This is a genomic window from Chromohalobacter sarecensis (genome assembly GCF_023061135.1).
GTDB lineage: Bacteria > Pseudomonadota > Gammaproteobacteria > Pseudomonadales > Halomonadaceae > Chromohalobacter > Chromohalobacter sarecensis.
In genome coordinates this window covers 409,749-434,391 of the sequence record NZ_JAKGAN010000002.1, presented here as the reverse complement: position 1 = coordinate 434,391, position 24,643 = coordinate 409,749, and the positions used below count along the sequence as shown (strand labels likewise).

Annotated in this window: 14 protein-coding genes and 5 tRNA genes; 11 read left to right on the top strand and 8 right to left on the bottom strand. The window is 62.0% G+C overall.

All coding sequences use genetic code 11. The features are described 5' to 3' along the window. Positions 1–67 precede the first annotated feature (67 nt). Positions 68–1,159: a redox-regulated ATPase YchF gene (gene ychF / locus L1071_RS04875; protein WP_246969386.1), complete on the top strand. Its 1,092-nt coding sequence runs from the start codon at positions 68–70 to the stop codon at positions 1,157–1,159. Between the two features lie 86 nt (positions 1,160–1,245). Continuing rightward, positions 1,246–1,322: transfer RNA gene (locus L1071_RS04870), tRNA-Met, on the top strand. Between the two features lie 69 nt (positions 1,323–1,391). On the opposite strand, the gene L1071_RS04865 is transcribed toward L1071_RS04870, so the two are convergent. Next, a complete protein-coding gene (locus L1071_RS04865) occupies positions 1,392–2,690 on the bottom strand; it encodes a M18 family aminopeptidase (protein WP_246969384.1) in 1,299 nt (432 codons plus the stop codon). 131 nt (positions 2,691–2,821) lie between these two features. Here L1071_RS04865 and L1071_RS04860 point away from each other — a divergent pair, with 131 nt between their 5' ends. Then, positions 2,822–4,894, top strand: coding sequence for a carboxy terminal-processing peptidase (locus L1071_RS04860; RefSeq protein WP_246969382.1), 2,073 nt, complete (start codon positions 2,822–2,824; stop codon positions 4,892–4,894). Between the two features lie 223 nt (positions 4,895–5,117). Further along, positions 5,118–6,806 carry an NAD-dependent DNA ligase LigB gene (gene ligB / locus L1071_RS04855; protein ID WP_246969380.1) on the top strand — a complete coding sequence of 563 codons (1,689 nt, stop codon included), beginning with the start codon at positions 5,118–5,120 and terminating at the stop codon, positions 6,804–6,806. A gap of 19 nt (positions 6,807–6,825) precedes the next feature. Here ligB and L1071_RS04850 read toward each other — a convergent pair. The 5 genes from L1071_RS04850 to L1071_RS04830 form a co-directional block, all read right to left on the bottom strand. Next, positions 6,826–6,901, bottom strand: a tRNA-Asn gene (locus L1071_RS04850). A 28-nt stretch (positions 6,902–6,929) separates the two neighbouring features. After that, positions 6,930–7,005, bottom strand: a tRNA-Asn gene (locus tag L1071_RS04845). Between the two features lie 21 nt (positions 7,006–7,026). Then, positions 7,027–7,102: transfer RNA gene (locus tag L1071_RS04840), tRNA-Asn, on the bottom strand. 345 nt (positions 7,103–7,447) lie between these two features. Next, positions 7,448–7,524, bottom strand: a tRNA-Met gene (locus tag L1071_RS04835). A 94-nt stretch (positions 7,525–7,618) separates the two neighbouring features. Next, positions 7,619–8,569, bottom strand: coding sequence for a choline ABC transporter substrate-binding protein (locus tag L1071_RS04830; RefSeq protein ID WP_246969378.1), 951 nt, complete (start codon positions 8,567–8,569; stop codon positions 7,619–7,621). Positions 8,570–8,798: 229 nt separating this feature from the next. On the opposite strand from L1071_RS04830, the gene betI reads away from it, so the two are divergent. The 7 genes from betI (at position 8,799) to L1071_RS04795 (ending at position 23,092) form a co-directional block, all read left to right on the top strand. Then, positions 8,799–9,410, top strand: a complete 612-nt coding sequence (gene betI / locus L1071_RS04825; protein WP_246969375.1) for a transcriptional regulator BetI — start codon at positions 8,799–8,801, stop codon at positions 9,408–9,410. A 56-nt stretch (positions 9,411–9,466) separates the two neighbouring features. After that, on the top strand, positions 9,467–10,936 hold the full coding sequence (betB, locus tag L1071_RS04820; RefSeq protein WP_246969372.1) for a betaine-aldehyde dehydrogenase: 1,470 nt from the start codon (positions 9,467–9,469) through the stop codon (positions 10,934–10,936). Positions 10,937–11,112: 176 nt separating this feature from the next. Continuing rightward, positions 11,113–12,795 carry a choline dehydrogenase gene (betA, locus tag L1071_RS04815; protein WP_246969370.1) on the top strand — a complete coding sequence of 561 codons (1,683 nt, stop codon included), beginning with the start codon at positions 11,113–11,115 and terminating at the stop codon, positions 12,793–12,795. 241 nt (positions 12,796–13,036) lie between these two features. Continuing rightward, a complete protein-coding gene (locus L1071_RS04810; RefSeq protein WP_246969367.1) occupies positions 13,037–14,245 on the top strand; it encodes an efflux RND transporter periplasmic adaptor subunit in 1,209 nt (402 codons plus the stop codon). After that, positions 14,242–17,376, top strand: a complete 3,135-nt coding sequence (locus tag L1071_RS04805; protein WP_246969365.1) for an efflux RND transporter permease subunit — start codon at positions 14,242–14,244, stop codon at positions 17,374–17,376. The genes L1071_RS04810 and L1071_RS04805 overlap by 4 nt, the downstream gene beginning before the upstream one ends. Further along, complete coding sequence (locus L1071_RS04800) at positions 17,373–20,477, top strand: efflux RND transporter permease subunit (RefSeq protein WP_246969362.1); 3,105 nt, start codon at positions 17,373–17,375, stop codon at positions 20,475–20,477. Before L1071_RS04805 ends, L1071_RS04800 begins: the two co-directional genes overlap by 4 nt. A 164-nt stretch (positions 20,478–20,641) precedes the next feature. Beyond that, positions 20,642–23,092, top strand: coding sequence for an acyl-CoA dehydrogenase (locus tag L1071_RS04795; RefSeq protein WP_246969360.1), 2,451 nt, complete (start codon positions 20,642–20,644; stop codon positions 23,090–23,092). A 45-nt stretch (positions 23,093–23,137) separates the two neighbouring features. Here the strand turns inward: L1071_RS04795 and L1071_RS04790 are convergent, their stop codons facing one another. Together L1071_RS04790 and L1071_RS04785 are read right to left on the bottom strand one after the other, a co-directional pair. Further along, a complete protein-coding gene (locus L1071_RS04790; protein ID WP_378110635.1) occupies positions 23,138–23,530 on the bottom strand; it encodes a septal ring lytic transglycosylase RlpA family protein in 393 nt (130 codons plus the stop codon). Next, positions 23,530–24,507, bottom strand: coding sequence for an NADPH:quinone reductase (locus tag L1071_RS04785; protein ID WP_246969357.1), 978 nt, complete (start codon positions 24,505–24,507; stop codon positions 23,530–23,532). Before L1071_RS04785 ends, L1071_RS04790 begins: the two co-directional genes overlap by 1 nt. Between the last annotated feature and the right edge of the window lie 136 nt (positions 24,508–24,643).

Here is a 24,643-nt window from a genome sequence, read left to right as displayed (position 1 = left end):
CCCGCCACATCGGTAGAATGCAGGCCACGTTAATCACGTCCTTTCGCATACGATTCAGGAAGATCCCATGGGTTTCAATTGCGGTATCGTCGGCCTTCCCAATGTCGGCAAATCCACGCTGTTCAATGCCTTGACCAAGTCGGGAATCGACGCCGAAAATTTCCCTTTCTGCACCATCGAACCCAACGTCGGCATCGTGCCCATGCCGGACCCGCGTCTGGATAAACTTGCGGCCATCGTCAAACCGCAGAAAGTCATACCGACGACCATGGAGTTCGTGGACATCGCCGGGCTTGTCGCGGGCGCCTCGAAAGGCGAAGGGCTGGGCAACCAGTTTCTGGCCAATATCCGCGAAACCCAAGCCATCGCCCACGTGGTGCGTTGCTTCGATAACGACAACGTCATTCACGTTGCCAATCAGGTCGACCCCAAGACCGACATCGAGACCATCAATCTCGAACTTGCGCTTGCCGATCTGGATACCGTAGAGCGCGCCATCCAACGCCTCGCGCGCGTCGTCAAGGGCGGTGACAAAGAAGCCATCGCCACCAAGGCCATCCTCGACCGTATCCTGCCCCATCTGGCCGAGGGCCAGCCGCTACGCAGTTTCGGCCTCGATGACGACGAACAACGCCAGCTCAAGAGCTTCGGCTTCTTGACCCTGAAACCCACCATGTACATCGCCAACGTCAACGAGGACGGCTTCGAGAACAACCCCTATCTCGACACCGTTCACGAAATCGCCGCCGAGGAAGGCGCCGTGGTGGTACCGGTATGCAACCAGATCGAAGCCGAGATCGCCGAGCTCGATGAAGAGGAACGCAGCATCTTCCTCGATGAGATGGGCATGCAAGAACCTGGCCTCGACCGGGTCATCCGCGCCGGTTATGCCCTGCTCGGCCTGCAGACGTATTTCACCGCTGGGGTCAAGGAGGTCCGCGCCTGGACCACACCGATTGGGGCCACCGCCCCGGAAGCCGCCGGCGCGATTCATACCGATTTCCAGAAGGGCTTCATCCGCGCCGAAGTGGTCGGCTATGACGACTTCGTGACGCTCGGTGGCGAGCAAGGCGCCAAGGATGCGGGCAAATGGCGTCTGGAAGGTAAGGATTACATCGTCGTCGACGGGGATGTCGTGCATTTCCGCTTCAATGTCTAGGCGTCTCACGGAATCGCCAAGCGGCCTCATGACGACGAACGTTTGACACATCAGGGAGTTATACGTAGTATACGCCCGCACTGGACGGCTACGTAGCTCAGTTGGTTAGAGCACATCACTCATAATGATGGGGTCCCCTGTTCGAGTCAGGGCGTAGCCACCAAGATATAAAAAAGCCCGCCGACATTCGTGTCGGCGGGCTTTTTCGTGTTTCCGTGATCGAAGCAAGCGCCTAGTTCAATTCTGCGCGATTAACGTACACAGTCAACGCACGAATCAGATAGTCGGCGTCACGGCTGCCGGCGGTTTCGCGAATCGAGTGCATCCCCCACTGTGGCACGCCTACATCTAGCGTCGGCACCCCGAGTTCGGTAGCGGTGATCGGCCCGATGGTGCTACCGCATCCCATGTCAGCGCGTGTGACGAATGTCTGGACCGGCGCTCCCGCCTCGCGACAGATATCCCGAAACATCGCCGCAGTAGCACTATTGGTCGCATAGCGCTGATTGGCGTTGACCTTGATCACCGGACCGCCGTTGATCGTCGGGCCATGGTGAGCATCGTGCTTCTCGGGGAAGTTGGGGTGCAGGGCGTGGGCGTTGTCGCAGGAAATCATCCGCGAGCGCTGAATTAATCGCACCCAGCCTTCTTCGCCGCCTTCGCCCAACTGGGCATGCACACGGCGCAGCACGTCCCCCAGAAACGGGCCCTGGGCGCCGCTGGTACTGGCACTGCCCACTTCTTCGTGGTCATTGGCGACGAAGACCGCGCCCTGCCGACCATCACTGGCCAACAGCGCTTCGATACCGATGAAGCACGACAGCAGGTTATCGAGGCGTGCGCTGGCAATCAGCTCGCCCTCGATTCCCACACGCGACGGCCGCTGCATATCGTAAAGAGCGAGTTCATAATCCATCAGTTGGACGTTTTCCAGGCCATGCTGCTCATACAACCAGCGCTTGAGCCACTTCTCCAGATCGGGCTCGCTACCGCCTTGCAGCATGACCGGTAGCATCTGCGTCTGGGCATTCAGCGTACGCCCGTTATTGGCCTCCCGGTCGAGATGAATCGCCAGGCTGGGGATGATCGCGACGGGGCGATCAACGTGCAATAATACGCCCTGCAGTCGCCCATCCTCACGCCGTACATGAACACGCCCGGCCAGCCCCAAATCTCGGTCGAACCAGGGCGCCAACAACGCACCGCCGTAGACCTCGACGCTCAGTTGAAGCCAGTCGCTGCCGGTGACCACCGGCTGAGGCTTGAGACGCAGCCCCGGGCTATCGGTATGCGCGCCGATCATGCGCAACCCGCCCAGGGTCTCTTCCGGCACCTGCATAGCGATCAACGACGAATCATTGCGGGTGACGTAAAAGCGATCGCCGGGCGCCAGCTGCCACGCCTCGGTTTCCTCGAGGCGCCGGTATCCCGCTTGCTCGAGTCGCCTGGCCATGTTGTCGACGGCATGCCAGGGCGTGGGAGAACGTTCGAGAAAATGTAACAAGCGGTCAAGAGTGGGGGCGTGAGCCATGGCGTCCTCGGAGAAGTGTCTGTGGCGGATGATACAGACTGCTACAATGCCAGTCCGGTCTGAGAAAACTCAACTCAAGGGACCGGCAATCTGGGAACGAGAGTGTACATGAAACCGGGAGTGCTTGATTAATGAGCCTGTTTGCAGCCGCTCGGCGCGCGGCGATCTTGTCACTGTGGCTGGTGGTTTGTGCCCCGGCATTGGCCGATGCCCCGACACCCACCGACGAACAGCGGCAAGCAGCGGCAGAAGTCGCTGAATCGCTGCGATATGGATATTACGCCGATATCAATCTGGACGATGAGTGGTCTTCGAGAGCGTTTCAGCGCTACCTCGATGTACTGGACCCCCAACGCGCCTACTTGCTGTCACGTGACGTAAAGGACTTCCATGATCTCGATTCTTCGTTCGACGAGGCGCTCGACGAGGGGAAACTGGAACGCGTCTATGAACTCTACGCTCGCTACCAAGAGCGTCTGGAAGCACGCCTTAAATGGATGATCGACCGTCTCGACGACGGCATCGCTTTCGACTATCAAGGCAACGAGCGTCTGGCGCTGGACCGTGAAGACGAAGCCTGGGCGAAGAACCAGGAAGCCCTCGATCAGCTCTGGGGAAAGCGCCTCAAGAATGCCGCGCTGACCCAATCTCTCAGTGCCCCGGATGAAGATGACGCCGAGGACATCACTGAGACGCTGCGCGACCGTTACGAAAATCAGCTCTCGCGCGTCGAACAGACCAATGCCGAAGACGTTCTGGTGCTGTTTCTCAATGCCGTCACCGGCACCGTCGACCCGCATACCGAATACCTTTCGCCCAGCCAAAGCGAATCCTTCGATATCCAGATGAAGCTCTCGCTCGAAGGTATCGGTGCGCTGCTGCAAAGCGAAGGCGAATACGTCAAGGTGTCGAGCCTGGTACCCGGCGGCCCCGCCGACAAGGGCGACGCCCTGGAGCCCGCCGACCGTATCGTCGCGGTGGGGCAAGACGAGGATGGCGAGATGGTCAATGTCGTGGGCATGCGCCTCGACGAGGTCGTCGACCTGATTCGTGGCCCCAAGGGCTCGACCGTGCGTCTCGACGTCATCCCCGCCAAGGCGGTCGACGTGACGCGTACGCACACGGTTCGCATCACCCGCGATACCGTCAAGCTCGAGGATCAGGCCGCCAAGAGCGAGGTCGTGACCGTGACCCGCGATGGCGAGGACCACAAGGTCGGCGTGATCGATGTACCCACCTTCTATGTCGATTTCGATGCTTGGCAGGCCGGTGACAGCGACTACCGCAGCAGCACGCGGGATGTCGCCAAGGAGATCGACAAGCTCAAGCAGGAAAACGTCGAGGGTATCGTTCTGGACCTGCGCAATAACGGCGGCGGCGCCCTGCAGGAGGCCAACTCGCTGATCGGCCTCTTCATCGACCGTGGCCCCACCGTGCAAGTGCGCGACGCCCGTGGTCGTATCAACCTCTACGGCGACTCCGACCGCGGTTCTCACTACGACGGTCCGCTGACCGTACTGGTCAACCGTCTTTCGGCATCCGCTTCAGAAATCTTCGCTGGCGCGATCCAGGATTACGGACGCGGCCTGGTGGTCGGCAACCAGACCTTCGGCAAGGGAACCGTGCAGACGCTCAATGAGCTCAGCCATGGTCAGATCAAGCTGACCCGTGCCAAGTTCTACCGCATCACGGGCGAGAGCACCCAACTGCGCGGTGTCGAACCGGACCTCACCTTCCCCAGCCTCATCAGCAATGACGACATCGGGGAAAGCGCACTCGACAATGCCCTGCCTTGGGACAAGGTACGCTCCGTTCAGTACCGTCGATATGGTGAGCCGCAACGCTATCTCGACACGCTGCAGAAAGAGCATGACGAACGCGCCGAGCAGAATCCCAACTTCGTCTATCTCGAACGCGAGGCCAAGCTGGTCAAGCAACTCAAGGAACAGCGGACCAGCATCAGCTTGAATCGCGAGCAGCGCCAACGGGAGATGGACGCTCAAGAGGCTGAGCAACTCTCACTGGAGAATCAACGCCGCAAGGCGCTGGGGCTCGACCAGCTCGAAGAATGGACCGATGCCCGCGAGAGCGAGAGTGACGGCTCAGAAGACGAGGAGGAAGACGACAAGCCGGTCGATCGCGCGCAAGTCGTCGAAGCAGCGGAAATCCTGCTCGACTATGCCCATCTGAAAAAGACGCAGTAAACGTTACGCCGCCGGCCTACGCCGGCGGCATTATTTGACGCCAGCGGCGTTGGCTTTTGTCATCGTTCTTATATTATATTAGTTAAATACAATATTATAGGACATTGAATCCTTTATGCCAGCCCTCTGTTGTTCCTTCCGCATCACTTCATTCCTGCCACTCTGCAAGTCCTGTCTCTCGGGACGCTGCCTCCTGTGGGGCCTCATTGCCTATGCCCTCGCCATGAGCACTCCGGTATTGGCCTCGACGTGTCCTCAACAGCCACCTCAGGAAGATTACCGGGCACTGAATGCCCAGCTCATGCGCTGGGACCAGGCCTACTATCATCAGGGACGACGCCTGGTCGACGACGGCACCTACGACTCCGCCAAGCGCCAACTCGCCCGTTGGACTCGCTGCTTTCCTTCCTTGGCTGCCTCACGCGTCGCCTTGCATGAACCCGACGGCTCTCAACGCCACCCGATCCCGCAGACGGGCGTCAACAAGCTGCCCGACCGTGACGCGGTGGCACGCTGGATCACCCAGCGGGCACGCCATCCACTGTGGATACAGCCCAAGGTCGACGGTGTCGCCGTAACCCTGGTGTATCGGCAATCTCGGCTGGTCGCGGCGATCAGTCGAGGGGACGGCGTCAGCGGGCAAGACTGGCTTGCCAAGGCATCGCATATCCCGGCGATCCCTTTGAAGCTTCCCGACACGGCACCCTCAAGCGTCATTTTGCAAGGCGAGCTCTATGCACGCCGCGACGCCCACACGCAATCCCGCGATGGGATCGACGGTGCACGCGCCCGGGTCGCCGGACTGATGGCGCGCAATTCACTGACAGATCGCCAGGGCGAGGAGATAGGCCTGTTCGTCTGGAGCTGGCCTGACGGGCCCGCCACCATGCCCGCGCGACTTGCCACGCTTGCCGACTGGGGATTCGACAATGTCGCCGATACCACGCACACCGTCACCACGCCGGAAGATGTCGCCCATTGGCGCGAATACTGGTATCGCCACGCCCTGCCCTTCGCCACCGACGGCATCGTCGTCAAGCGTGGCGACCGTCCCGACGGACACGAGTGGGAGGCCGCGCCTCCCGACTGGGCCATGGCCTGGAAATACCCCGCCCAACAGGCAGTCGCCCACGTCGATGCCCTCGACTTCACGGTGGGCCGCACCGGGCGCATCACCGCCGTCGCCACATTGACGCCGGTCATGCTTGGCGACAAGCGCATCACCCATGTGAGCCTTGGCTCGCTAGCGCATTGGCGCAAGACGGACGTGCGTCCCGGCGATCAAGTCAGGCTGCGTCTAGCGGGTCTGACCATCCCGCAACTCCAGGACGTGGTCATACGCACGCGACCGCGTCCTCCGATCACGGTGCCCGACGCCGACCGTTACGACCGCCTGTCATGTCTACGCCTGACACTGCGGTGTCGCGAACAATTCCTCGCTCGGCTCGAATGGCTGGGAAGCGACAACGGCCTGGACTTCGAAGGCATCGGCTCGGCCACATGGGGGCAACTCGTCGATGCCGGGCTCATAGAGGGGCTTCTCGACTGGCGCACGCTAGATTCCCGAACCCTCGAGGCGCTACCCGGCGTCGGCAACAAGACCGCCCGTGACTGGCAAGCACGCTTCGCAGCGGCCGATAAACGCTCCCCTCGCCGCTGGCTGCGCGCGCTAGGACTCCCCGCCATCCCGCAGGGAGCCCTCGAGGCGATACTCGCACGACACGACGTGCGTGAGCTCACACGATGGGCGTCATCCGCTTGGCAAGGTTATTCAGGTATTGGAGAAACGCGTGCGAAACAGCTGGAGGATTTTTTCCACCATCCGGAAATGCGACGCTTATTGAAATCACTGCAGAAAGAAATGACACCGCGCGAGGAAGGGGCGACCGAGACAGTCAATAATGCGCGCTAATGAGATATGTAGCCTCGCCTGGCTCCCCGAACAGGACTCGAACCTGTGACCCAATGATTAACAGTCATTTGCTCTACCAACTGAGCTATCGGGGAATATCAGCGATGTGACTCGGCGGGAAATTGGCTCCCCGAACAGGACTCGAACCTGTGACCCAATGATTAACAGTCATTTGCTCTACCAACTGAGCTATCGGGGATCGCCGAGTGCGATCTGGTGTTGGCTCCCCGAGCAGGACTCGAACCTGCGACCCAATGATTAACAGTCATTTGCTCTACCAACTGAGCTATCGGGGAACTATGCCGGAGCACGCGGCGTAGTATACGGATTCGATCGAGGGCGTCAAGGCTGGAAATGAATTCGTTACCCAGAGCGGCGCTTCAGCCCACGCTCATTCCTCTCTTGAAACAGCGACCTGGCGTCCCGGACAAAGATTGCAGTGATTCGCAAGGTGGCCGCTCCCAGCAAACTCACGGTGGCGATGAGCTCCGCCGACAAGGACGCGGCATGCCACACGGACATGGCAGCGCATCACGTTCTGCGGCATGCAAAACACAGCAGGAAGTCGCCAACGATACGCATCAGGCAAAAAGGTTCTGCTAAACAAACAGGAAATCTAGCGGGACTTGCGGGAAGAGAAGTGGTGGCTACGCCCTGACTCGAACAGGGGACCCCATCATTATGAGTGATGTGCTCTAACCAACTGAGCTACGTAGCCACATATCGCATAGCAGGAACGCTTAGCGACGGAGGCGAATTATGCACATGGGCCTGCCGCTTGGCAAGCCCATGGCAATGACAAGGTGCGACACTTAGGCGTCGATGTCGAGCTCGCGCTTCACGGCATCCAGACCGGACTGGCCATCGACGGTGGTCACGCCATCGAGCCACTCGTCGAGCACGTCAGGATTGTCCTGGAGCCAGGTCCGAGCAGCGTCGCGCGGATCTTCACCATCATCCATGATCGCGCCCATGATTTCGTTTTCCATGGACAGGGTGAAGCTCAAGTTATTGAGCAACTCGCCCACGTTGCCGCATGTCTCGGCGTAATCGGCACGGGTATTGGTATACACGGTGGCACCGCCCAGATCAGGTCCGAAGTAATCATCGGCATCCTTCAGGTAGGCCATGTCATAGTTGGTGTTCATGGGGTGCGGCTCCCAGCCGAGGAACACCATCCACTCTTCGTTCTGGGTTCTAGAATTGAGCTCGGCAAGCATGCCCGATTCGGAAGAATCGATCAGGTCCCAGTCGCCCAGACCGAAGGCATCGTCACTGATCATCTGCTGGATGATTTCGTTGCCATCGTTGCCGGCTTCGATGCCATACAGACGGCTACCGAACTGGTCGGCATGATCGTCCAGGTCTTCCACCGAGGTAACACCGGCATCATAGACGTACTGCGGTACCGCCAAGGTGTACTTGGCGCCCTCGAGGTTCGCGCCCAGTCGATCGACTTGGCCTTTGTCGATGTACTCGTCGCTGATCGACGCCATCGACGGCATCCAGTTGCCCAGGAATACGTCGAAGTCGCCATTCTTCATACCCGCGTAGGCCACGGGCACGGAAACGGTATCAGACGTCGTTTCATACCCCAGCCCTTCGAGCACCTCACGCGTCAATGCGGTGGTGGCGGTGATATCCGTCCAGCCGACTTCGGCGAAGCGCACGGGCTGGCACTCCTCTGGCGTATCGGCCATGGCCAGCGGCGAAAGCAACGTGGCACTGCCCAGCAGCGCGATCAGTGGGGTCTTATTGGACATGGGATTCTCCCTTGCGTTGATGTTGGAATTGAATGACGATTCAATAACGTTTTTTTATGCTAAATGAATTCGGTGATTCTTTTCCACTATGGATTTCATTTACCATGGAAAGATAGCGGATTTTTTATTGATTGAACGTTCAATAAAAACATTCCATAATGAGTCGACGCGGGTAGCTGATGAGGTACGCAAGCAGACTACCCCGAACGTCAGCAAAGGAGAATGCTCGGTGCCCAAGCTCGGTATGCAACCCATTCGCCGCCGCCAACTGATTCAAGCGACGCTGGAAGCCATCGACGACGTCGGCCTGGCAGATGCCACTATCGCACAAATCGCCAAGCGCGCCGGCGTTTCGGCGGGCATCATCAGCCACTATTTCGGCGGCAAGGACGGGTTGCTCGAATCGACCATGCGTCAGATTCTCTGGGATCTTGGCAACGCCGTCGCACAGCGTCGTGCCCGAGACGATGTCGAGTCCCCACGCCAGCACCTGCATGCCATCATCGATGGCAACTTCGACCGCAGTCAGGTCAACAAAACCGTCATGAAGACCTGGCTGGCCTTCTGGTCGGTCAGCATGCATCGTCTCGATCTGCAGCGCTTGCAGCGCGTCAATGACCGGCGACTGTATTCGAACATCTGTCACCATTTTCAACGCTGCCTGCCACGACCCGACGCACAGCAGGCAGCCCGCGGCCTGGCCGCGATGATCGATGGGCTCTGGCTGCGCGGCGCGCTGGCGCCAGAAGGCATCGATGTCGACCGAGCGCGGCAACTGGCCTATGACTATGTGGAAGAGCAACTCGCTCACACCACATCGCGAACACCGAGCCACGCCTGAGACGCCAGGCCTCGAGACTTTTCATTCACGAAACATTCACGATACGGGAGGACCCAATGGCCACTTTCGAGACTCAGAAGCTCTACATCGGCGGTCGCTTCGTCGATGCCACATCCGGCGAGACATTCGACACGATCAATCCGGCCGATGGCAGCGTGCTCGCCAGCATCCAGCAAGCCTCTCAGGACGATGTCGACCGTGCCGTCGCCTCGGCCCGTGAAGGACAGCGCGTGTGGGCGGCGATGAACGGCATGGAACGCAGCCGCATCCTGCATCGCGCCGTCGCGATGCTGCGCGAACGCAACGACGAACTGGCTCACCTGGAAACGCTGGATACCGGAAAGCCGATCAGCGAAACGCAAGCCGTGGATATCGTCACCGGCACCGACTCGCTGGAGTACTACGCCAACCTGGCACCCTCCATCGAAGGCACTCAGGTGCCGCTGCGCGAGGACTCGTTCTTCTACACGCGCCGCGAACCGCTGGGCGTCATCGGTGCCATCGGCGCCTGGAACTACCCCCTCCAGATCGCCTGCTGGAAGTCCGCACCGGCGCTGGCGGCAGGTAACGCCGTGGTCTTCAAGCCCAGCGAGGTCACCCCGCTGACCACCCTGAAACTGGCGGAAATCTTGACCGAAGCCGGCCTCCCGGATGGCGTATTCAATGTCGTCCAGGGCGATGGGCGCGTCGGGCAGATGCTCACCAACCACGCTGACATCGACAAGATCACCTTCACCGGCGAAGCTGGCACCGGCAAGAAGGTCATGTCCGCCGCCGCGAGCTCGACGCTCAAGGAAGTCACCATGGAGCTGGGTGGCAAATCGCCGTTGATCGTCTTCGAGGACGCCGATCTCGAGCGTGCCGCCGACGCCGCGATGATGGCCAACTTCTATTCCAGCGGTCAGGTCTGCACCAACGGCACGCGCGTCTTCATCCACCGCTCGGTGCAGCAGGACTTCGAAGCCAAGATCAAGGAGCGTGTGGAGCGCATCAAGGCCGGCGACCCGCTCGACCCGGCGGTCAACTTCGGCCCGCTGGTCAGCTTCGAACACCAGGAAAAGGTGCAGAGCTATATCGATCTTGGCGCCCAGGAAGGCGCGCGGCTGCTGGTCGGCGGCGGGCGCTGGAACCAGGGCGAATGGGCACAGGGCGCCTGGGCTGCGCCGACGGTGTTCACCGACTGTGGCGACGACATGCGCATCGTACGCGAGGAAATCTTCGGCCCGGTGATGGCGATCCTGGTCTTCGACGACGAGGAAGAGGTCATTCGCCGCGCCAACGACACCGGCTACGGCCTCGCTGCCGGGCTGTTCAGCGAAAGCCTGAACCGCGCGCATCGCGTCATCCATCGTCTGCAGGCCGGCATCTGCTGGATCAACACCTGGGGTGATTCCCCGGCGGAAATGCCGGTGGGCGGTTACAAGGAATCGGGCATCGGCCGCGAAAACGGACTCTCATCGCTCGATCAGTACACCCAGATCAAGTCAGTGCAGATCGAAATGGGGCCCTTCGAGTCGGCGTTCTGATCGCTACTTGGCGCTATTCGCGAGATGAGCGCCGGGGATAAGACGAAGCGAGGGTCATCCGCCATGGATGGCGGATGTAGCGCCCATGGAAGAGTTTACAGCGCCCTCGCGCAGACTTGTCGCCGGAAAGGCTCATCTTCCACCGTGCTCTTTTTGTCATTGCCCAGGGAGGTCCCATGCCTCAGACCCGTGAATTCGATTACATCATCATCGGTGCTGGCTCTGCCGGTAACGTCCTCGCCACGCGACTCACCGAAGACCCCGACGTGCAGGTATTGCTGCTCGAGGCCGGCGGTCCCGACTATCGCTTCGACTTCCGCACGCAGATGCCCGCAGCGCTTGCCTTTCCGCTGCAAGGCAAGCGCTATAACTGGGCGTTCGAGACCGATCCCGAACCCTACATGAACGGCCGCCGCATGGAGTGCGGGCGCGGTAAAGGGCTCGGCGGTTCCTCGCTGATCAACGGCATGTGCTATCTACGCGGCAACGCCCTGGATTACGACAACTGGGCCAAGATTCCCGGCCTGGAAGATTGGAACTATCTGCAATGCCTGCCCTACTTCAAGCGTGCCGAGACACGCGACATCGGGCCCAACGATTATCATGGCGGCGATGGCCCGGTCTCGGTAGCCACCCCCAAGCAAGACAACAACGAGCTCTACGGCGCCTTCATCCGCGCGGGCATCGAGGCCGGCTATCCGGCCACCGAGGATGTCAACGGCTATCAGCAGGAAGGCTTCGGTCCCATGGACCGTACCACCACGCCCAACGGGCGGCGGGCGTCCACGGCGCGCGGCTACCTGGATATCGCCAAGCAGCGTTCCAACCTGACCATCGAAACGCATGCCACCACCGATATTATCGAATTCGAGGGCAAGCGTGCCGTGGGCGTGCGCTACGCACGCAAGGACCAGACGCAGAAGGCCCACGCACGCCGCGAGGTGCTGTTGTGCGGAGGCGCCATCGCCTCGCCGCAGATATTGCTACGCTCCGGCGTGGGTAACCCCGAGCACCTCAAGGAATTCGACGTTCCCGTGGTACACGCGCTACCCGGCGTCGGCGAAAATCTCCAGGATCACCTGGAAATGTACATCCAATACGAGTGCAAGAAGCCCATTTCACTGTACCCGGCGCTCAAGTGGTACAACCAGCCCAAGATCGGTGCCGAATGGCTGTTCTTCGGCAAGGGTGTCGGCGCCAGCAACCAGTTTGAGGCGGCCGGCTTCATTCGCACCAACGACCAGGAAGAATGGCCCAACCTGCAGTACCACTTCTTGCCGATCGCCATCAGCTACAACGGCAAGAGCGCGGTGCAGGCCCATGGCTTTCAGGCCCACGTCGGCTCGATGCGCTCCATGAGCCGTGGCCGCATTCGTCTGACCTCGCGCGACCCCAAGGCTGCGCCCAGCATCCTGTTCAACTACATGGCCCACGACAAAGACTGGCAGGAGTTTCGCGACGCCATTCGCCTCACCCGCGAAATCATCGAGCAGCCGACGATGGACGAATACCGTGGGCGCGAAATCTCGCCCGGGCCGGAGATCCAGAGTGACGAGCAACTCGACGAGTTCGTGCGCCAGCATGCCGAGACCGCCTACCATCCCGCCGGCACCTGCAAGATGGGCAGTGCCAATGATGAGATGGCCGTCGTCGACGGCGCGGGACGCGTGCACGGCCTCGAAGGACTGCGTGTCATCGATGCCTCGATCATGCCCGTGATCGCCACCGGCAACCTCAACGCGCCGACGATCATGATCGCCGAGAAAATGGCCGACAAGGTGCGCGGACGCGATCCGCTGCCGCCTGCCGAGGTCGATTACTACGTTGCCCATGACGCACCGGCACGTCGCAAGGCATGACGACGCCTGCGTCGACATGACCTCTGCCTCGAACACCCGATGCACTCGCATCGGGTGTTTTTGCATGATCCTTCCTTAATTCTTGCCCACCGCACCCGTAGACTGTGCACGATCGCCTAATCGATTCGTCGCTAACAGGAACCTTTCGTTACAATGCACCTCATAATCCGGTACTCGTGTCCGCTCACGGAGCGATGCGTCCCTGCACCGGAATGTCTCTGACAAGGATCGCTGCCCCGTCATGCCTCACTCTCGCCGTCTCTGGATTGCACTACTCATCGTCGTCTTGATCGCCCTCGCCGTATGGTTGATCCCCAACTGGCAAAGCGACGACCAGTCCAACGATGCCTCAGCCAACGCAGGTGACGACAGAAGCACGGCCGTGTCCGCCATCGAGGCGCAGCGTGGCGATCTCGAGATCACTGTCGGGGCGCTGGGCACCGTGCGCTCGCTATCGAGCATTGACGTGTACCCACGTGTCGAGGGCGAACTGCTCACGGTGGATTTCGAGGAAGGCGAGCATGTCGAGAAAGGACAGCGCCTGGCCACCATCGACCCGCGTGACTATCAGGCTCAGCTCGCCGCCGCCCAAGGCCAGCTCGTCCAGGATCAGGCACAACTAAACTCGGCCCGCGAGGATCTCGAACGCTACGAGACCTTGTCGCAGAGCCAATCGATCTCCCGTCAGGAACTCGAACAGCAGCGCCAGCTAGTCCGCCAGTATGAAGGCGCGGTGTCCAGCGACCGAGCCGATATCGAGAGCGCCCAGGTGCAACTCGACTATACCGACATCACCGCACCCAACGCCGGCATCATCGGCATCCGCAACGTCGATCCCGGCAATCTGGTCAGCAGTGGTGACGACGCCCCCATCGCCACGCTTACCCAGCTCGACCCGATCTCGGTGGTCTTCTCATTGCCCAGCCAATACGTACCGGCGCTGCGCGAGCAACTCACGGCAGGCGACTCACCCAGCGTTTCGGCGACCACGGTGGGCGACGAACGCCTCGAAGGCCAACTCACCAGCATCGACAGCCAGATCGACACCGCGACCGGCACCGTGCGACTCCGCGCGCGCTTCGACAATGCCGCGGAACGTCTCTACCCCCGCGCCTTCGTCGACGTGCGCCTGACGGTCGACACGCTGCATGACCGCGTCATCGTCCCCGCGCCTGCGGTTCAGACCGGTCAGGACGGCCTGTTCGTGTATGTCGTCGGCGACGACGACACGGTGACCCGCCACGCTGTCGACGTCAGCGCCAGCGAAGATCATCGCAGCGCCTTGGCCAGCGGCGTCTCGGCAGGCGAGCGCGTGGTCGTGGACGGTGTCGATAGCCTGCGCGACGGTGCCGAGGTACGCGTCGTCAGCGATGCCCTGCCGGGAGACGCCAGCGCCTCTGCGACGGCTGACGAGGATGCCGACACACAGACGCCGCGAGACGCTTCATGAATCCATCGCGGCTATTCATTCTGCGGCCGGTCGCCACCTCCTTAGTGATGCTGGCCATCCTGATCGCGGGCGCGCTCACCTATCGGCTACTCAGCATTTCGTCGCTGCCCGAGGTCGACTTTCCCACCATTCAGGTCACCACGCTGTACCCTGGCGCGGGGCCGGACGTCATGCTGTCCCACGTCACCGCCCCGCTGGAAGACGAACTGGGGGAAATCGCCGGCCTCGAAGACATGAGTTCGACCAGTACCGGGGGCGCATCACTGATCACGTTGCGCTTCGGTCTCGATGGCGAGCTGGGCGTCGCCGAGCAGGAGGTGCAGGCCGCTCTCAACCAGGCGGAAACCCTGCTGCCCGACGACCTGCCACGCCCGCCGAGCTACAGCAAGGTCAACCCCGCCGATACGCCGGTACTGACGCTGGCCGTGACCTCCGATAATCTGCCGTTGACCGAAGTCCACGACCTGGTCGATACCCGCCTGGCGCAGAAGCTCGCCCAGATCAGTGGCGTCGGTGAGGTACGGCTTTCCGGCGGCAATCGCCCCGCGGTACGTATCGATGTCGATTCGCGCCAGCTCGCCGCGCATGGACTCGACCTTTCCAGCGTCCGCAGCGCCGTGGAAAGTGCCAACGTCAACCAGGCCAAGGGCACCATTTATGGCCCCTACCGCGCCTACAGCATCGATGCCAACGACCAGTTGACCTCCGCCGCGGGGTATCGCGACCTCATCCTCAAGTACGAGAACGACGCACCGCTACGCTTGAGCGACGTGGCGAGCATCGACGACGGCGCAGAAAATGCACAACTCGGCGCCTGGGCCAATGGCGAGGGGACGATTCTGGTCGACGTGCTGCGTCAGCCTGGCGCCAACGTGGTCGGCGTGGTCGACGACATCGAGCGTCGCTTGCCGGCGTTGTCGGAGAGCCTGCCGGGCAGCGTCGACGTGGACATCTTGAGCGATCGTACCACCACGATCCGCGCCGCCGTCGAGGACGTGCAGTTCGAGTTGGTCCTCGCCATCGCGCTGGTGATCATGGTTACCTTTCTGTTTCTGCGTAACCTGCCGGCGACGTTGATCCCCAGCCTGGCCGTGCCATTGTCGCTGGTCGGCACCTTCGGCGCCATGTACCTGGCCGGCTTCAGTCTCAACAACCTCACCTTGATGGCGCTGACCATCGCCACCGGCTTCGTTATCGACGATGCCATCGTGGTGCTGGAGAACATCACGCGCTATCTGGAACGCGGCGAAACGCCCTTGCAGGCAGCACTAAAGGGATCGCGCCAGATCGCCTTCACCATCCTCTCGCTGACGGTCTCGCTGCTGGCGGTGCTGATCCCGTTGCTGTTCATGGGCGGCGTAGTCGGCGTGCTGTTCCGTGAATTCGCCATGACGCTGGCGATTTCCATCGTTATCTCGGCGTTCGTCTCTCTGACGTTGACGCCGATGCTCTGCGCGCGCTGGCTGCGACGCCGTACCGACGAGGCCGAGGGCGACGCTCAGGCCCTCGACGACGAAGCCATGGTACGCAGCCGCCAAGGCCTCTTCGGGCGCCTCACACGCGGCTACGAACGCGCTCTGGACACGGTACTCAGGCACCAGACGGCGACGCTATGGGTGGCACTGGGCACCTTCGTGCTGACCGCCGTGCTGTTCTGGATGACGCCCAAGCAGTTATTCCCGATTCAGGACACCGGTACCTTGCGCGGCATCACCACGGCCACGCAGACGACGTCCTACCGGGCCATGTCGGCGCGTCAGCAGGCGCTTGCCGAGCGCTTGATGGACGATCCCGCCGTGGCCAACATCGCCTCGAGCATCGGTATCGATGGCACCAACACCACGCTCAATAGCGGCCGGCTGCAGATCGACCTGGCCGATCTGGACGCGCGCGACGCCGACCTGGATACCATCGTCTCACGGCTGCTCGATGCCGCCGCTGATGTTCCCGGCATCGAGCTGGCACTCACACCGGTGCAGGACCTGACGCTGGAAGACACCGTCAGCCGCTATCCCTATCAGTTCGCTCTGACCCAAGGTGATCGTGATCAATTGGCGCAAGATGTCGCGTCGATGACCGAGCGTCTCAAGGCTGCACCGGCCATCGCGCATATCGCCACCGACCTTCAAAACGCGGGACGCAAGCTCGCGGTCAGCATAGATCGCGACCGCGCCAGTCGTCTCGGCGTCTCGGTCGCCGATATCGACGACGCGCTTTACGATGCCTTCGGCCAGCGCCTGATTTCGACGATTTTCACCCAATCCAACCAGTATCGCGTGGTGCTGAGCGCGACGCATGGCGACGATGCCGGTCCCGAGGCCCTCTCCCGGCTGTATGTCAGCGGCAGCGACGACGCCATGGTGCCGCTGTCGAGCCTGGTGAGCATGGAAGAAGCGCCTACCGCGTTGTCGCGTCAACGCCTCAACCAGTTCCCCTCGGCGTTGATGTCGTTCGATCCTGCATCCGGCTATTCGCTGTCGGACGCCTTCGATGCCGTGGAAACAGCCCGCGATGACGTGCTCAGCGCCGACACGCAACTCGATTTCCGCGGCACCGCCCTGGCGTTCACCACCTCGACGCGCGACACGCTGTGGCTGATCGCCGCCGCCATCGTCACCATGTACATCGTGCTGGGCGTGCTCTACGAGAGCTACATCCATCCGTTGACCATTCTCTCGACCCTGCCATCGGCGGCCATCGGCGCCTTGCTGGCCCTTATGCTCAGCAACAACGCCTTGGGCATGGTGGCCATCATCGGCATCATCCTGCTGATCGGCATCGTCAAGAAGAACGCCATCATGATGATCGACTTCGCCCTCGAGGCGCAGCGCGAACAGGGCATGTCGGCGTATCGCGCAATCCACAGTGCCGCGCTGCTGCGCTTTCGGCCGATCATGATGACCACCTGCGCCGCCCTGCTCGGGGCGCTGCCGCTGATGCTCGCCAGCGGGTACGGGGCCGAGTTGCGGCGTCCGCTGGGCATGACCATGGTCGGCGGTCTGTTGCTGAGCCAATTGCTGACGCTGTTCACCACGCCGGTGATCTATCTGTTCTTCGACCGGCTGGCCGAACGCTGGCGTCGGCGTGGCAATGCGCATGACACCGCAATGGATACCGAGGTCGACAGGTGAGCATTTCGAGTCCCTTCGTGCGTCGCCCGGTGGCCACCGCACTGCTGGCGCTGGGGATCGTGCTACTCGGGCTGCTGGCCTACCAGCGCCTGCCCGTGGCACCGCTACCCAACGTGTCGTTCCCTACTATCGTGGTCAACGCCAACCTCTCCGGCGCCAACCCGGAGACCATGGCGTCTAGCGTGGCCACGCCGCTGGAACGTTCGCTGGGGAGCATATCGGGCATATCGCAGATGACCTCGCGCAGCTCGGACGGCTCGACACGTATCACCGTCCAGTTCGCTCTCGACAAGGATATCGATGTCGCCGCACGTGAGGTGCAAGCGGCGATCAACGATGCCCAGCCACTACTACCTAGCGCCATGACCAGCCGCCCCAGCTATCGCAAGATGAACCCGGCGGCGGCGCCAATCATGATCCTCTCGGTGACCTCCGACACGCTGCCCACCAGCGAGCTTTATCAACTCGCCGACGAACGCATCGCGCCCCCCGTCCTGCAGGTCCCAGGGGTCGGCGATGTCAACGTCGGCGGTAGTTCGTCCCCGGCGGTGCGCGTGTCACTCGATCCGAGTCGACTCGAGCATGCGGGCGTATCGCTGACGGCCGTGGCCAGTGCGATACGCAGTGCCACCACTAGCACGCCCACCGGTTTCGTGGCGTCTCCCGCCACACGCTGGGAAGTCGACACCGACTCGCAGCTGATGCAGGCCGAGGCGTTCGAGGATCTCATCGTGGCACGCGGCGAGGACGGCGCGGTGATGCACTTGAGCGATGTCGCCGATATCAAGGACGGCGTGGAAGATCGCTACAACGTGGGCTTTCAGAACGAGCAACCCGCCGTGTTGCTGATCATCAGCGCCAGCAGCGGCGCCAATGTCATCGACACCATCGCCGGCATTCGCGAGCGCATGGCGTCCATCGAAAGTCAGCTTCCCGCAAGTGCCTCGCTCAGCGTACAACTCGACCGCGCGCCCGGCATTCGCGGCTCGCTGCATGAGACACAGCTCACCCTGTTGCTGGCCATCGCGCTGGTGGTCCTGGTGGTGTTCCTGTTCCTGCGTAACGCCCGTGCCACGCTGATTCCCAGCCTGGCGATTCCAGTGTCGTTGATCGGCACCTTCGCGATGATGCATGTCATGGGCTTTTCACTCGACACGTTGTCGCTGATGGCGCTGATCGTGTCGATCGGCTTTCTCGTCGACGATGCCATCGTGGTGGTCGAGAACATCGCCCGACATATCGAGCAGGGCATGCCGCCCCGGCAAGCCGCCCTGCAAGGCGCCCGCGAAGTGGGCTTCACGGTGACCTCGATGAGTGTGTCGCTGGTCGCCGTCTTCCTGCCATTGTTGTTCATGGGCGGCTTCATCGGGCGCATGTTCTTCGAATTCGCGATGACCCTGTCGCTGGCAGTGCTGGTCTCGCTGGTGGTGTCGTTGACCCTGACGCCCATGCTCTGCGCGCGCTGGTTACGTCAGGGACGCGAGCGCCGGCCCCCACGTTGGGAAACGGCCCTGCTCGCCTTCGGCCAGGGCTGTCAGCGCCTGTATACGCGCAGCCTGGATGTCGCCCTGCGCCATCGGCGGCTAACGCTACTCTCGTTGGTCGGCGTGATCGTACTCAACGGCTACCTTTACGCCGCCGTCGACAAGGGCTTCATTCCCGAGCAGGACACCGGACGACTGATCGGTTTCGTACGCGGCGACCAGAGCCTGTCGTTCGATGCCATGTCGGCCAAGTTGCGCACCATTCGCGAGCGTCTGTCCGAGGCGCCCGAAGTGCATAGTGTGCTGGGCTTCATGGGTGGCCGTGGTGGGGGCGCCTCGGCGACCTTGTTCATCACCCTGGAGAACGGCGAGTATTCACAGGGCACGCAAGCCACCGGCAACCGTCTGGGCACGTCGATGAGCGATATCCCCGGCGTCAATACCTCGATGATGGCCCTGCAGGACATCCGTATCGGTGGCCGACAGAATACCGGGACGCAATATGAGATCACCCTCAAGAGCGACGACCTCGCGCTGCTCGATACCTGGTCGCAGCGCGTCAGTGACGCCATGCAGGATGTCGACGGACTGACCGGCGTCGACAGCGACAGCCGGCGCGAGGGCCAGGCCGTAGAGCTGAAGGTCGATCGCGATACCGCCAAGCGCCTCGGCGTCGACATGCAGGACGTGGACACGTTGCTCGGTAACGCCTTTGCGCAACGCAGCATCACCAGCCTTTACGATGCCGACAATCAGCGCTACGTGATCCTCGAGGTAGATGACGAACACCGCAGCGCGCCGGAAGCCATTTCGCGACTCCACGTCATCAACGACGAAGGCGATGCGATTCCCGTCTCGGCGTTCAGTCATCTTGAGGAAAGCACCACGCCGGTGACCGTCAATCATCAGGGCCAGTTCGCCTCTACCACGGTATCGTTCAATCTCGAAGACGGCGTCACACTCGGCGATGCCACCCAGCGCATCCGTCGGGCGGTGGACGACCTGCGCCTGCCCACCGCCGTACAGGTGGATTTCGAGGGCAGCGCGGGCGCCTTCCAGAGCGGCATGCAAGCCATGCCATGGCTGATCCTGGCCGCGCTGGTGACGGTCTACCTGGTGCTGGGGATTCTCTACGAGAGCTACATTCACCCGCTGACGATCCTCTCCACCCTGCCCTCGGCGGGGGTCGGCGCGCTGCTCGCCTTGATGCTGCTCGACACGCCATTCACGCTCATCGCCCTGATCGGCATCATTCTGCTGATCGGCGTGGTCAAGAAAAATGCCATCATGCTGGTCGACTTCGCCGTCAGTGCCGAACGTGAACGCGGCTTGAGCGCGCTCGAGGCCATACATGAAGCGGCCGTGGTACGCTTTCGTCCCATCATGATGACCACGCTGGCCGCCATTCTCGGCGCGATTCCATTGCTGCTGGGCACCGATGAAAACGCCGCGCTGCGCGCACCGCTGGGCATAACCATCATCGGCGGCCTGATCCTGAGTCAGCTCTTGACGCTCTACACCACGCCGGTGGTCTATCTCTACCTCGACCGGCTACATCGCCGACTGCGCCCAGGCCGACTCGACAACGCGCCACAGCACTCGACGCCAACGACCTGAGCGCACTCCCCGTGCCGCCCAGTGCGGCGCGGGGCCTCCCGTCAATCTCGAATGATGATGTCCATCCTGAATGACGACTTCCACCATGGATGACTAGTCGTCACGACACGAGTACGCTAGGCTAAATTCAAACAAGCGTTAGAAATTAGCCAGGGAGAGTCCGCATGTTGGAACTGTTGCTCATCGTCGTGGCGCTGGCAGGCCTGGTCTGGATCATGCGTCGGGAGGCAGGCGCCTTGCCGGCGCTGGGGCTGTTGTTGGTTCTCGGTGCCATCGGCATCGTCTTCGGCGCGCTGATAATAGGCGTGCTGCTGTGGCTAGGCGCCCTGGCCGTGGCGGCCTGCGGGCTCCCCACGTTGCGTCGGCGGTGGCTAACTCCACGCCTCTTCGCGGCCTTCAAGAAGTCGGCGCCCAAGGTCTCCGAGACCGAGCGTATCGCCCTCGAAGCGGGTAGCGTAGCGTGGGACGGCGAGCTCTTCTCCGGCCGCCCCCAATGGCAACGGCTGCTGGATTTCGGCACCACGCAACTGAGCGAGGAAGAGCAGGCTTTCGTCGACCATCAATGCTCCGTGGCCGCCGGCATGTGCAACGCCTGGGAGATCGCCCGCACGCGTGCCGACCTGCCGCCCGAGTTGTGGGACTACCTCAAGCGCGAAGGCTTCTTCGGGATGATCATCCCCAAGCGCTATGGCGGGCTGGAGTTCTCCGCCAAGGCGCAATCGGCAGTACTGCAAAAACTGGCGGTCAACGAGACGTTGATGGTCACGGTGGGCGTACCCAATTCGCTGGGGCCAGGTGAGCTGTTGCTCAAATACGGCACCGAAGAACAGAAAGACCATTACTTGCCACGCCTGGCGGATGGACGCGAGATTCCCTGCTTCGGGCTCACAGGACCGCGCGCGGGCAGCGATGCTACCTCGCTGCCCGATGTCGGCGTCGTCTGCCGAGGCAAACACAACGGCGAAGACGTCCTCGGGCTCAAGCTCACCTTCGAGAAACGCTGGATCACCCTGGCGCCCATTGCCACCGTGGTCGGCCTGGCGTTTCGCATGTTCGACCCCGATGGCCTGCTCGGTGAGACCGAAGACCTGGGCATCACCTGCGCGTTGATCCCGCGCAATACGCAAGGCATGGAGATCGGGCGTCGCCATCACCCCATCGGCAGCCCGTTCATGAACGGCCCGATTCGCGGCCAGGATGTCTTCATCCCCCTCGACTGGATCATCGGCGGCACCGAGATGGCCGGACAAGGCTGGCGTATGCTGGTCGAATGCCTGTCCGTGGGACGCTGCATTACCCTGCCCTCCGGTGCCTCGGGCATCGGCCGCTACGCGCTGGGCTGGGCCGGCGGCTATACCCGTATCCGGCGGCAGTTCAACCTGCCCGTCGCCGAGATGGAAGGCGTCCAGGAACCGCTCGCGCGCATCGCCGCGCATGCCTATATCGCCCAGGCAGCGGTCATGCAGACCGCCAACACCATCGACCACGGCGTCAAGCCGGCGGTGCCCTCGGCCATTCTCAAGAGCCAGTTGACCGAATTCCAACGCAATATGCTCGCCGATGCCATGGATGTGCACGGCGGACGCACGGTCACGCTGGGGCCGCGCAACTACCTGGGCATCGCCTATGCCGCCAACCCGGTGTCGATCACCGTGGAAGGCGCCAATATCATGACGCGCAACCTGATGATCTTCGGCCAGGGCGCGATTCGCTGCCATCCCCATGTGCTCGACGAACTGGCCGCCAAGGACAACGACGATCTCCCGGCCTTCGACAAGGCGATTTTCCGTCACGCCGGCATGGTCTTCGGCAATGCCGCGCGTGCCTTTACCCTGGGCCTGGGTATCGGCAAGCCGAACGTTCCCTTCGACGAAATCGCCGCGCCTTACGCGCAGGAAGTCGCGCGCCTGTCCGCGGCCTTCGGCTTGTGCGCCGATGCCGCCATGGCCAGTCTCGGCTCAGGCCTCAAGAAACGCGAGATGCTCTCGGCGCGCCTCGGCGACGTGCTCTCCAATCTCTATCTGGCCTCGATGCTACTCAAGCAGTGGCACGAGTCGGACAACGTCGAACACGAGGCGACGCTGCTGCATTACAGCTGCCGCACGCTGCTCCACCGCGCCGAGCAGGCGTTCATCGAATTGTTCGACAACCTGCCCAACCGGGCCTTGGCGACAACCCTATCGGCCATCGCGATGCCACTCGGGCGGCGCTGGCACAAGCCCCACGACCGCTTCACGCGCGATATTGCCCACGCCGTCTCTACCGATAGCGCCTTGCGTCGCAAGCTGATTGAAAACACTTGGGATACACAGGATGCCGGGCAACAGGACAACCCCCTGGCCCGTTACAATGCCCTGCTCGCCGATAGTGAGCGTGCCGAGCCGCTCTATCGGCGTATTGCCAAAGCCTATGGCAAGGGTGAATTGCCCGCCGAGGCACTGCATCCCGAGCAGCGCGTGGAAGCCGCTTGGGAATCCGGTTTGATCGACGACGCGGAAGCCGACTTCATGCGGCGTTTCGAGGGTGAGGTGCTGGAGATGCTCAGCGTCGACGATTTCGCCTTCGATGCCTTCGCTCTCGACAAGGAAAGTGTGGTCTGGCACGACACGGCATGAAAAAGCGCGGCCGCGCCTCGGTGAGACACGGCCGCGTGGGATGGCTTACGGCAACGGTGTCACGCGTACCGGCGCCGTACCGTCGTCCAGCATGTCCAAGCGCTCGGCGGCACGGCGTGAAAGATCGATGACGCGCCCCTCGGTAAAGGGGCCTCGATCGTTGATGCGCACCGTCACCTGACGCTCATTATCGAGATTGGTGACGCGCACGCGGGTATCGAAGGGCAGATTGCGATGCGCGGCGGTCAATGCCTGGGCATCGTAAGGCTCACCGCTAGCCGTCTGCCGTCCTTGATAACGATCATGATAGTAGCTGGCCAGGCCACGCTCTGCCGTCGCGCCGGATGTTTCGCCACCGTCGGTGGCACATCCCGCCAACGCCACCATGGCAACCGCCCAGCCCCTGACCGCCACTCGTCGGGAGACACGGCCCCACATCAAGGCAGCAGCACCGTCGAACCAGTGGTCTTGCGCGCCGCCAGGGCTTCCTGTGCCTGGGCAGCCTCGCTCAGGGGATAACGGTTGGCGACATCGATGGCGACCTTGCCGCTGGCGATCACTTCGAACAGCTCCTCGGCCATGGCCTCGAAGCGCTCACGCGTATCGGCATACCCGTTGAGGCTGGGCCGCGTCACGAACAAGGCGCCCTTCTGATTGAGGATACCAATGTTGACGCCTTCGACCGGGCCCGAGGCATTGCCGAAGCTGACCATCAGGCCGCGTTTTTGCAAGCAATCAAGCGAGGTTTCCCAGGTATCCTTGCCTACCGAGTCGTACACCACCGGCACCATCTCGCCACCGGTTAGCTCACGCACGCGTTCGACGACGTTTTCACGGGTGTAGTCGATGGTCGCCCAGGCGCCGTTGCGCTTGGCCAGTTCGGCTTTCTCGGGCGAACCGACGGTGCCGATCAACTTCACACCCAGCGCCTTCGCCCATTGGCAGGCGATCGAGCCGACGCCGCCTGCGGCGGCATGGAACAGAATCGTCTCGCCTTCTTTCACCCGATACGTCTGACGCAGCAGATATTGCACCGTCAGGCCCTTGAGCATCGCGGCGGCGGCCGTCTCGTAATCGATGGCCTCGGGCAACGCCACGACCTTCTCCGCCGGTAACACGTGCTGCTCGGCGTATGCGCCCAATGCCCCTTGGGCATAGGCGACACGATCGCCCGGCGAGAAGCCTTTCACGCCGTCACCGACCGCATCGATCTCGCCGGCCCCTTCGGTACCCAGGCCGGACGGCAGGCTCGGCGCGGGATAAAGCCCGGTACGGAAGTAGATATCGATGAAGTTCAATCCCACCGCGCGATTGCGAACGCGGACCTCGCCCGGGCCGGGCTCGGCGGGGGTAAAATCGACATATTCCAGGACCTCGGGTCCACCGGTACGCGCGAACTGAATACGCTTGGCCATGTATTCTTCCTTATAAAGCTAACGAATCTGGGCTTTCATCCAAGCGCCGAACGCGCCCCGGGTCAAGCCGTCCCGCCCGGAGAAAGCGTCCGGCGTAGCGCATCGCGACTAAAGTCGAATGGCATTGACTTCGACG

What these genes read in the sequence shown, in the direction of transcription:
- ychF (WP_246969386.1), top strand. Translation starts at nt 68, where the DNA reads ATGGGTTTCAATTGCGGTATCGTCGGCCTTCCCAATGTCGGCAAATCC.
- L1071_RS04865 (WP_246969384.1), bottom strand. Translation starts at nt 2,690, where the DNA reads ATGGCTCACGCCCCCACTCTTGACCGCTTGTTACATTTTCTCGAACGT.
- L1071_RS04860 (WP_246969382.1), top strand. Translation starts at nt 2,822, where the DNA reads ATGAGCCTGTTTGCAGCCGCTCGGCGCGCGGCGATCTTGTCACTGTGG.
- ligB (WP_246969380.1), top strand. Translation starts at nt 5,118, where the DNA reads ATGAGCACTCCGGTATTGGCCTCGACGTGTCCTCAACAGCCACCTCAG.
- L1071_RS04830 (WP_246969378.1), bottom strand. Translation starts at nt 8,569, where the DNA reads ATGTCCAATAAGACCCCACTGATCGCGCTGCTGGGCAGTGCCACGTTG.
- betB (WP_246969372.1), top strand. Translation starts at nt 9,467, where the DNA reads ATGGCCACTTTCGAGACTCAGAAGCTCTACATCGGCGGTCGCTTCGTC.
- betA (WP_246969370.1), top strand. Translation starts at nt 11,113, where the DNA reads ATGCCTCAGACCCGTGAATTCGATTACATCATCATCGGTGCTGGCTCT.
- L1071_RS04810 (WP_246969367.1), top strand. Translation starts at nt 13,037, where the DNA reads ATGCCTCACTCTCGCCGTCTCTGGATTGCACTACTCATCGTCGTCTTG.
- L1071_RS04805 (WP_246969365.1), top strand. Translation starts at nt 14,242, where the DNA reads ATGAATCCATCGCGGCTATTCATTCTGCGGCCGGTCGCCACCTCCTTA.
- L1071_RS04795 (WP_246969360.1), top strand. Translation starts at nt 20,642, where the DNA reads ATGTTGGAACTGTTGCTCATCGTCGTGGCGCTGGCAGGCCTGGTCTGG.
- L1071_RS04790 (WP_378110635.1), bottom strand. Translation starts at nt 23,530, where the DNA reads ATGTGGGGCCGTGTCTCCCGACGAGTGGCGGTCAGGGGCTGGGCGGTT.
- L1071_RS04785 (WP_246969357.1), bottom strand. Translation starts at nt 24,507, where the DNA reads ATGGCCAAGCGTATTCAGTTCGCGCGTACCGGTGGACCCGAGGTCCTG.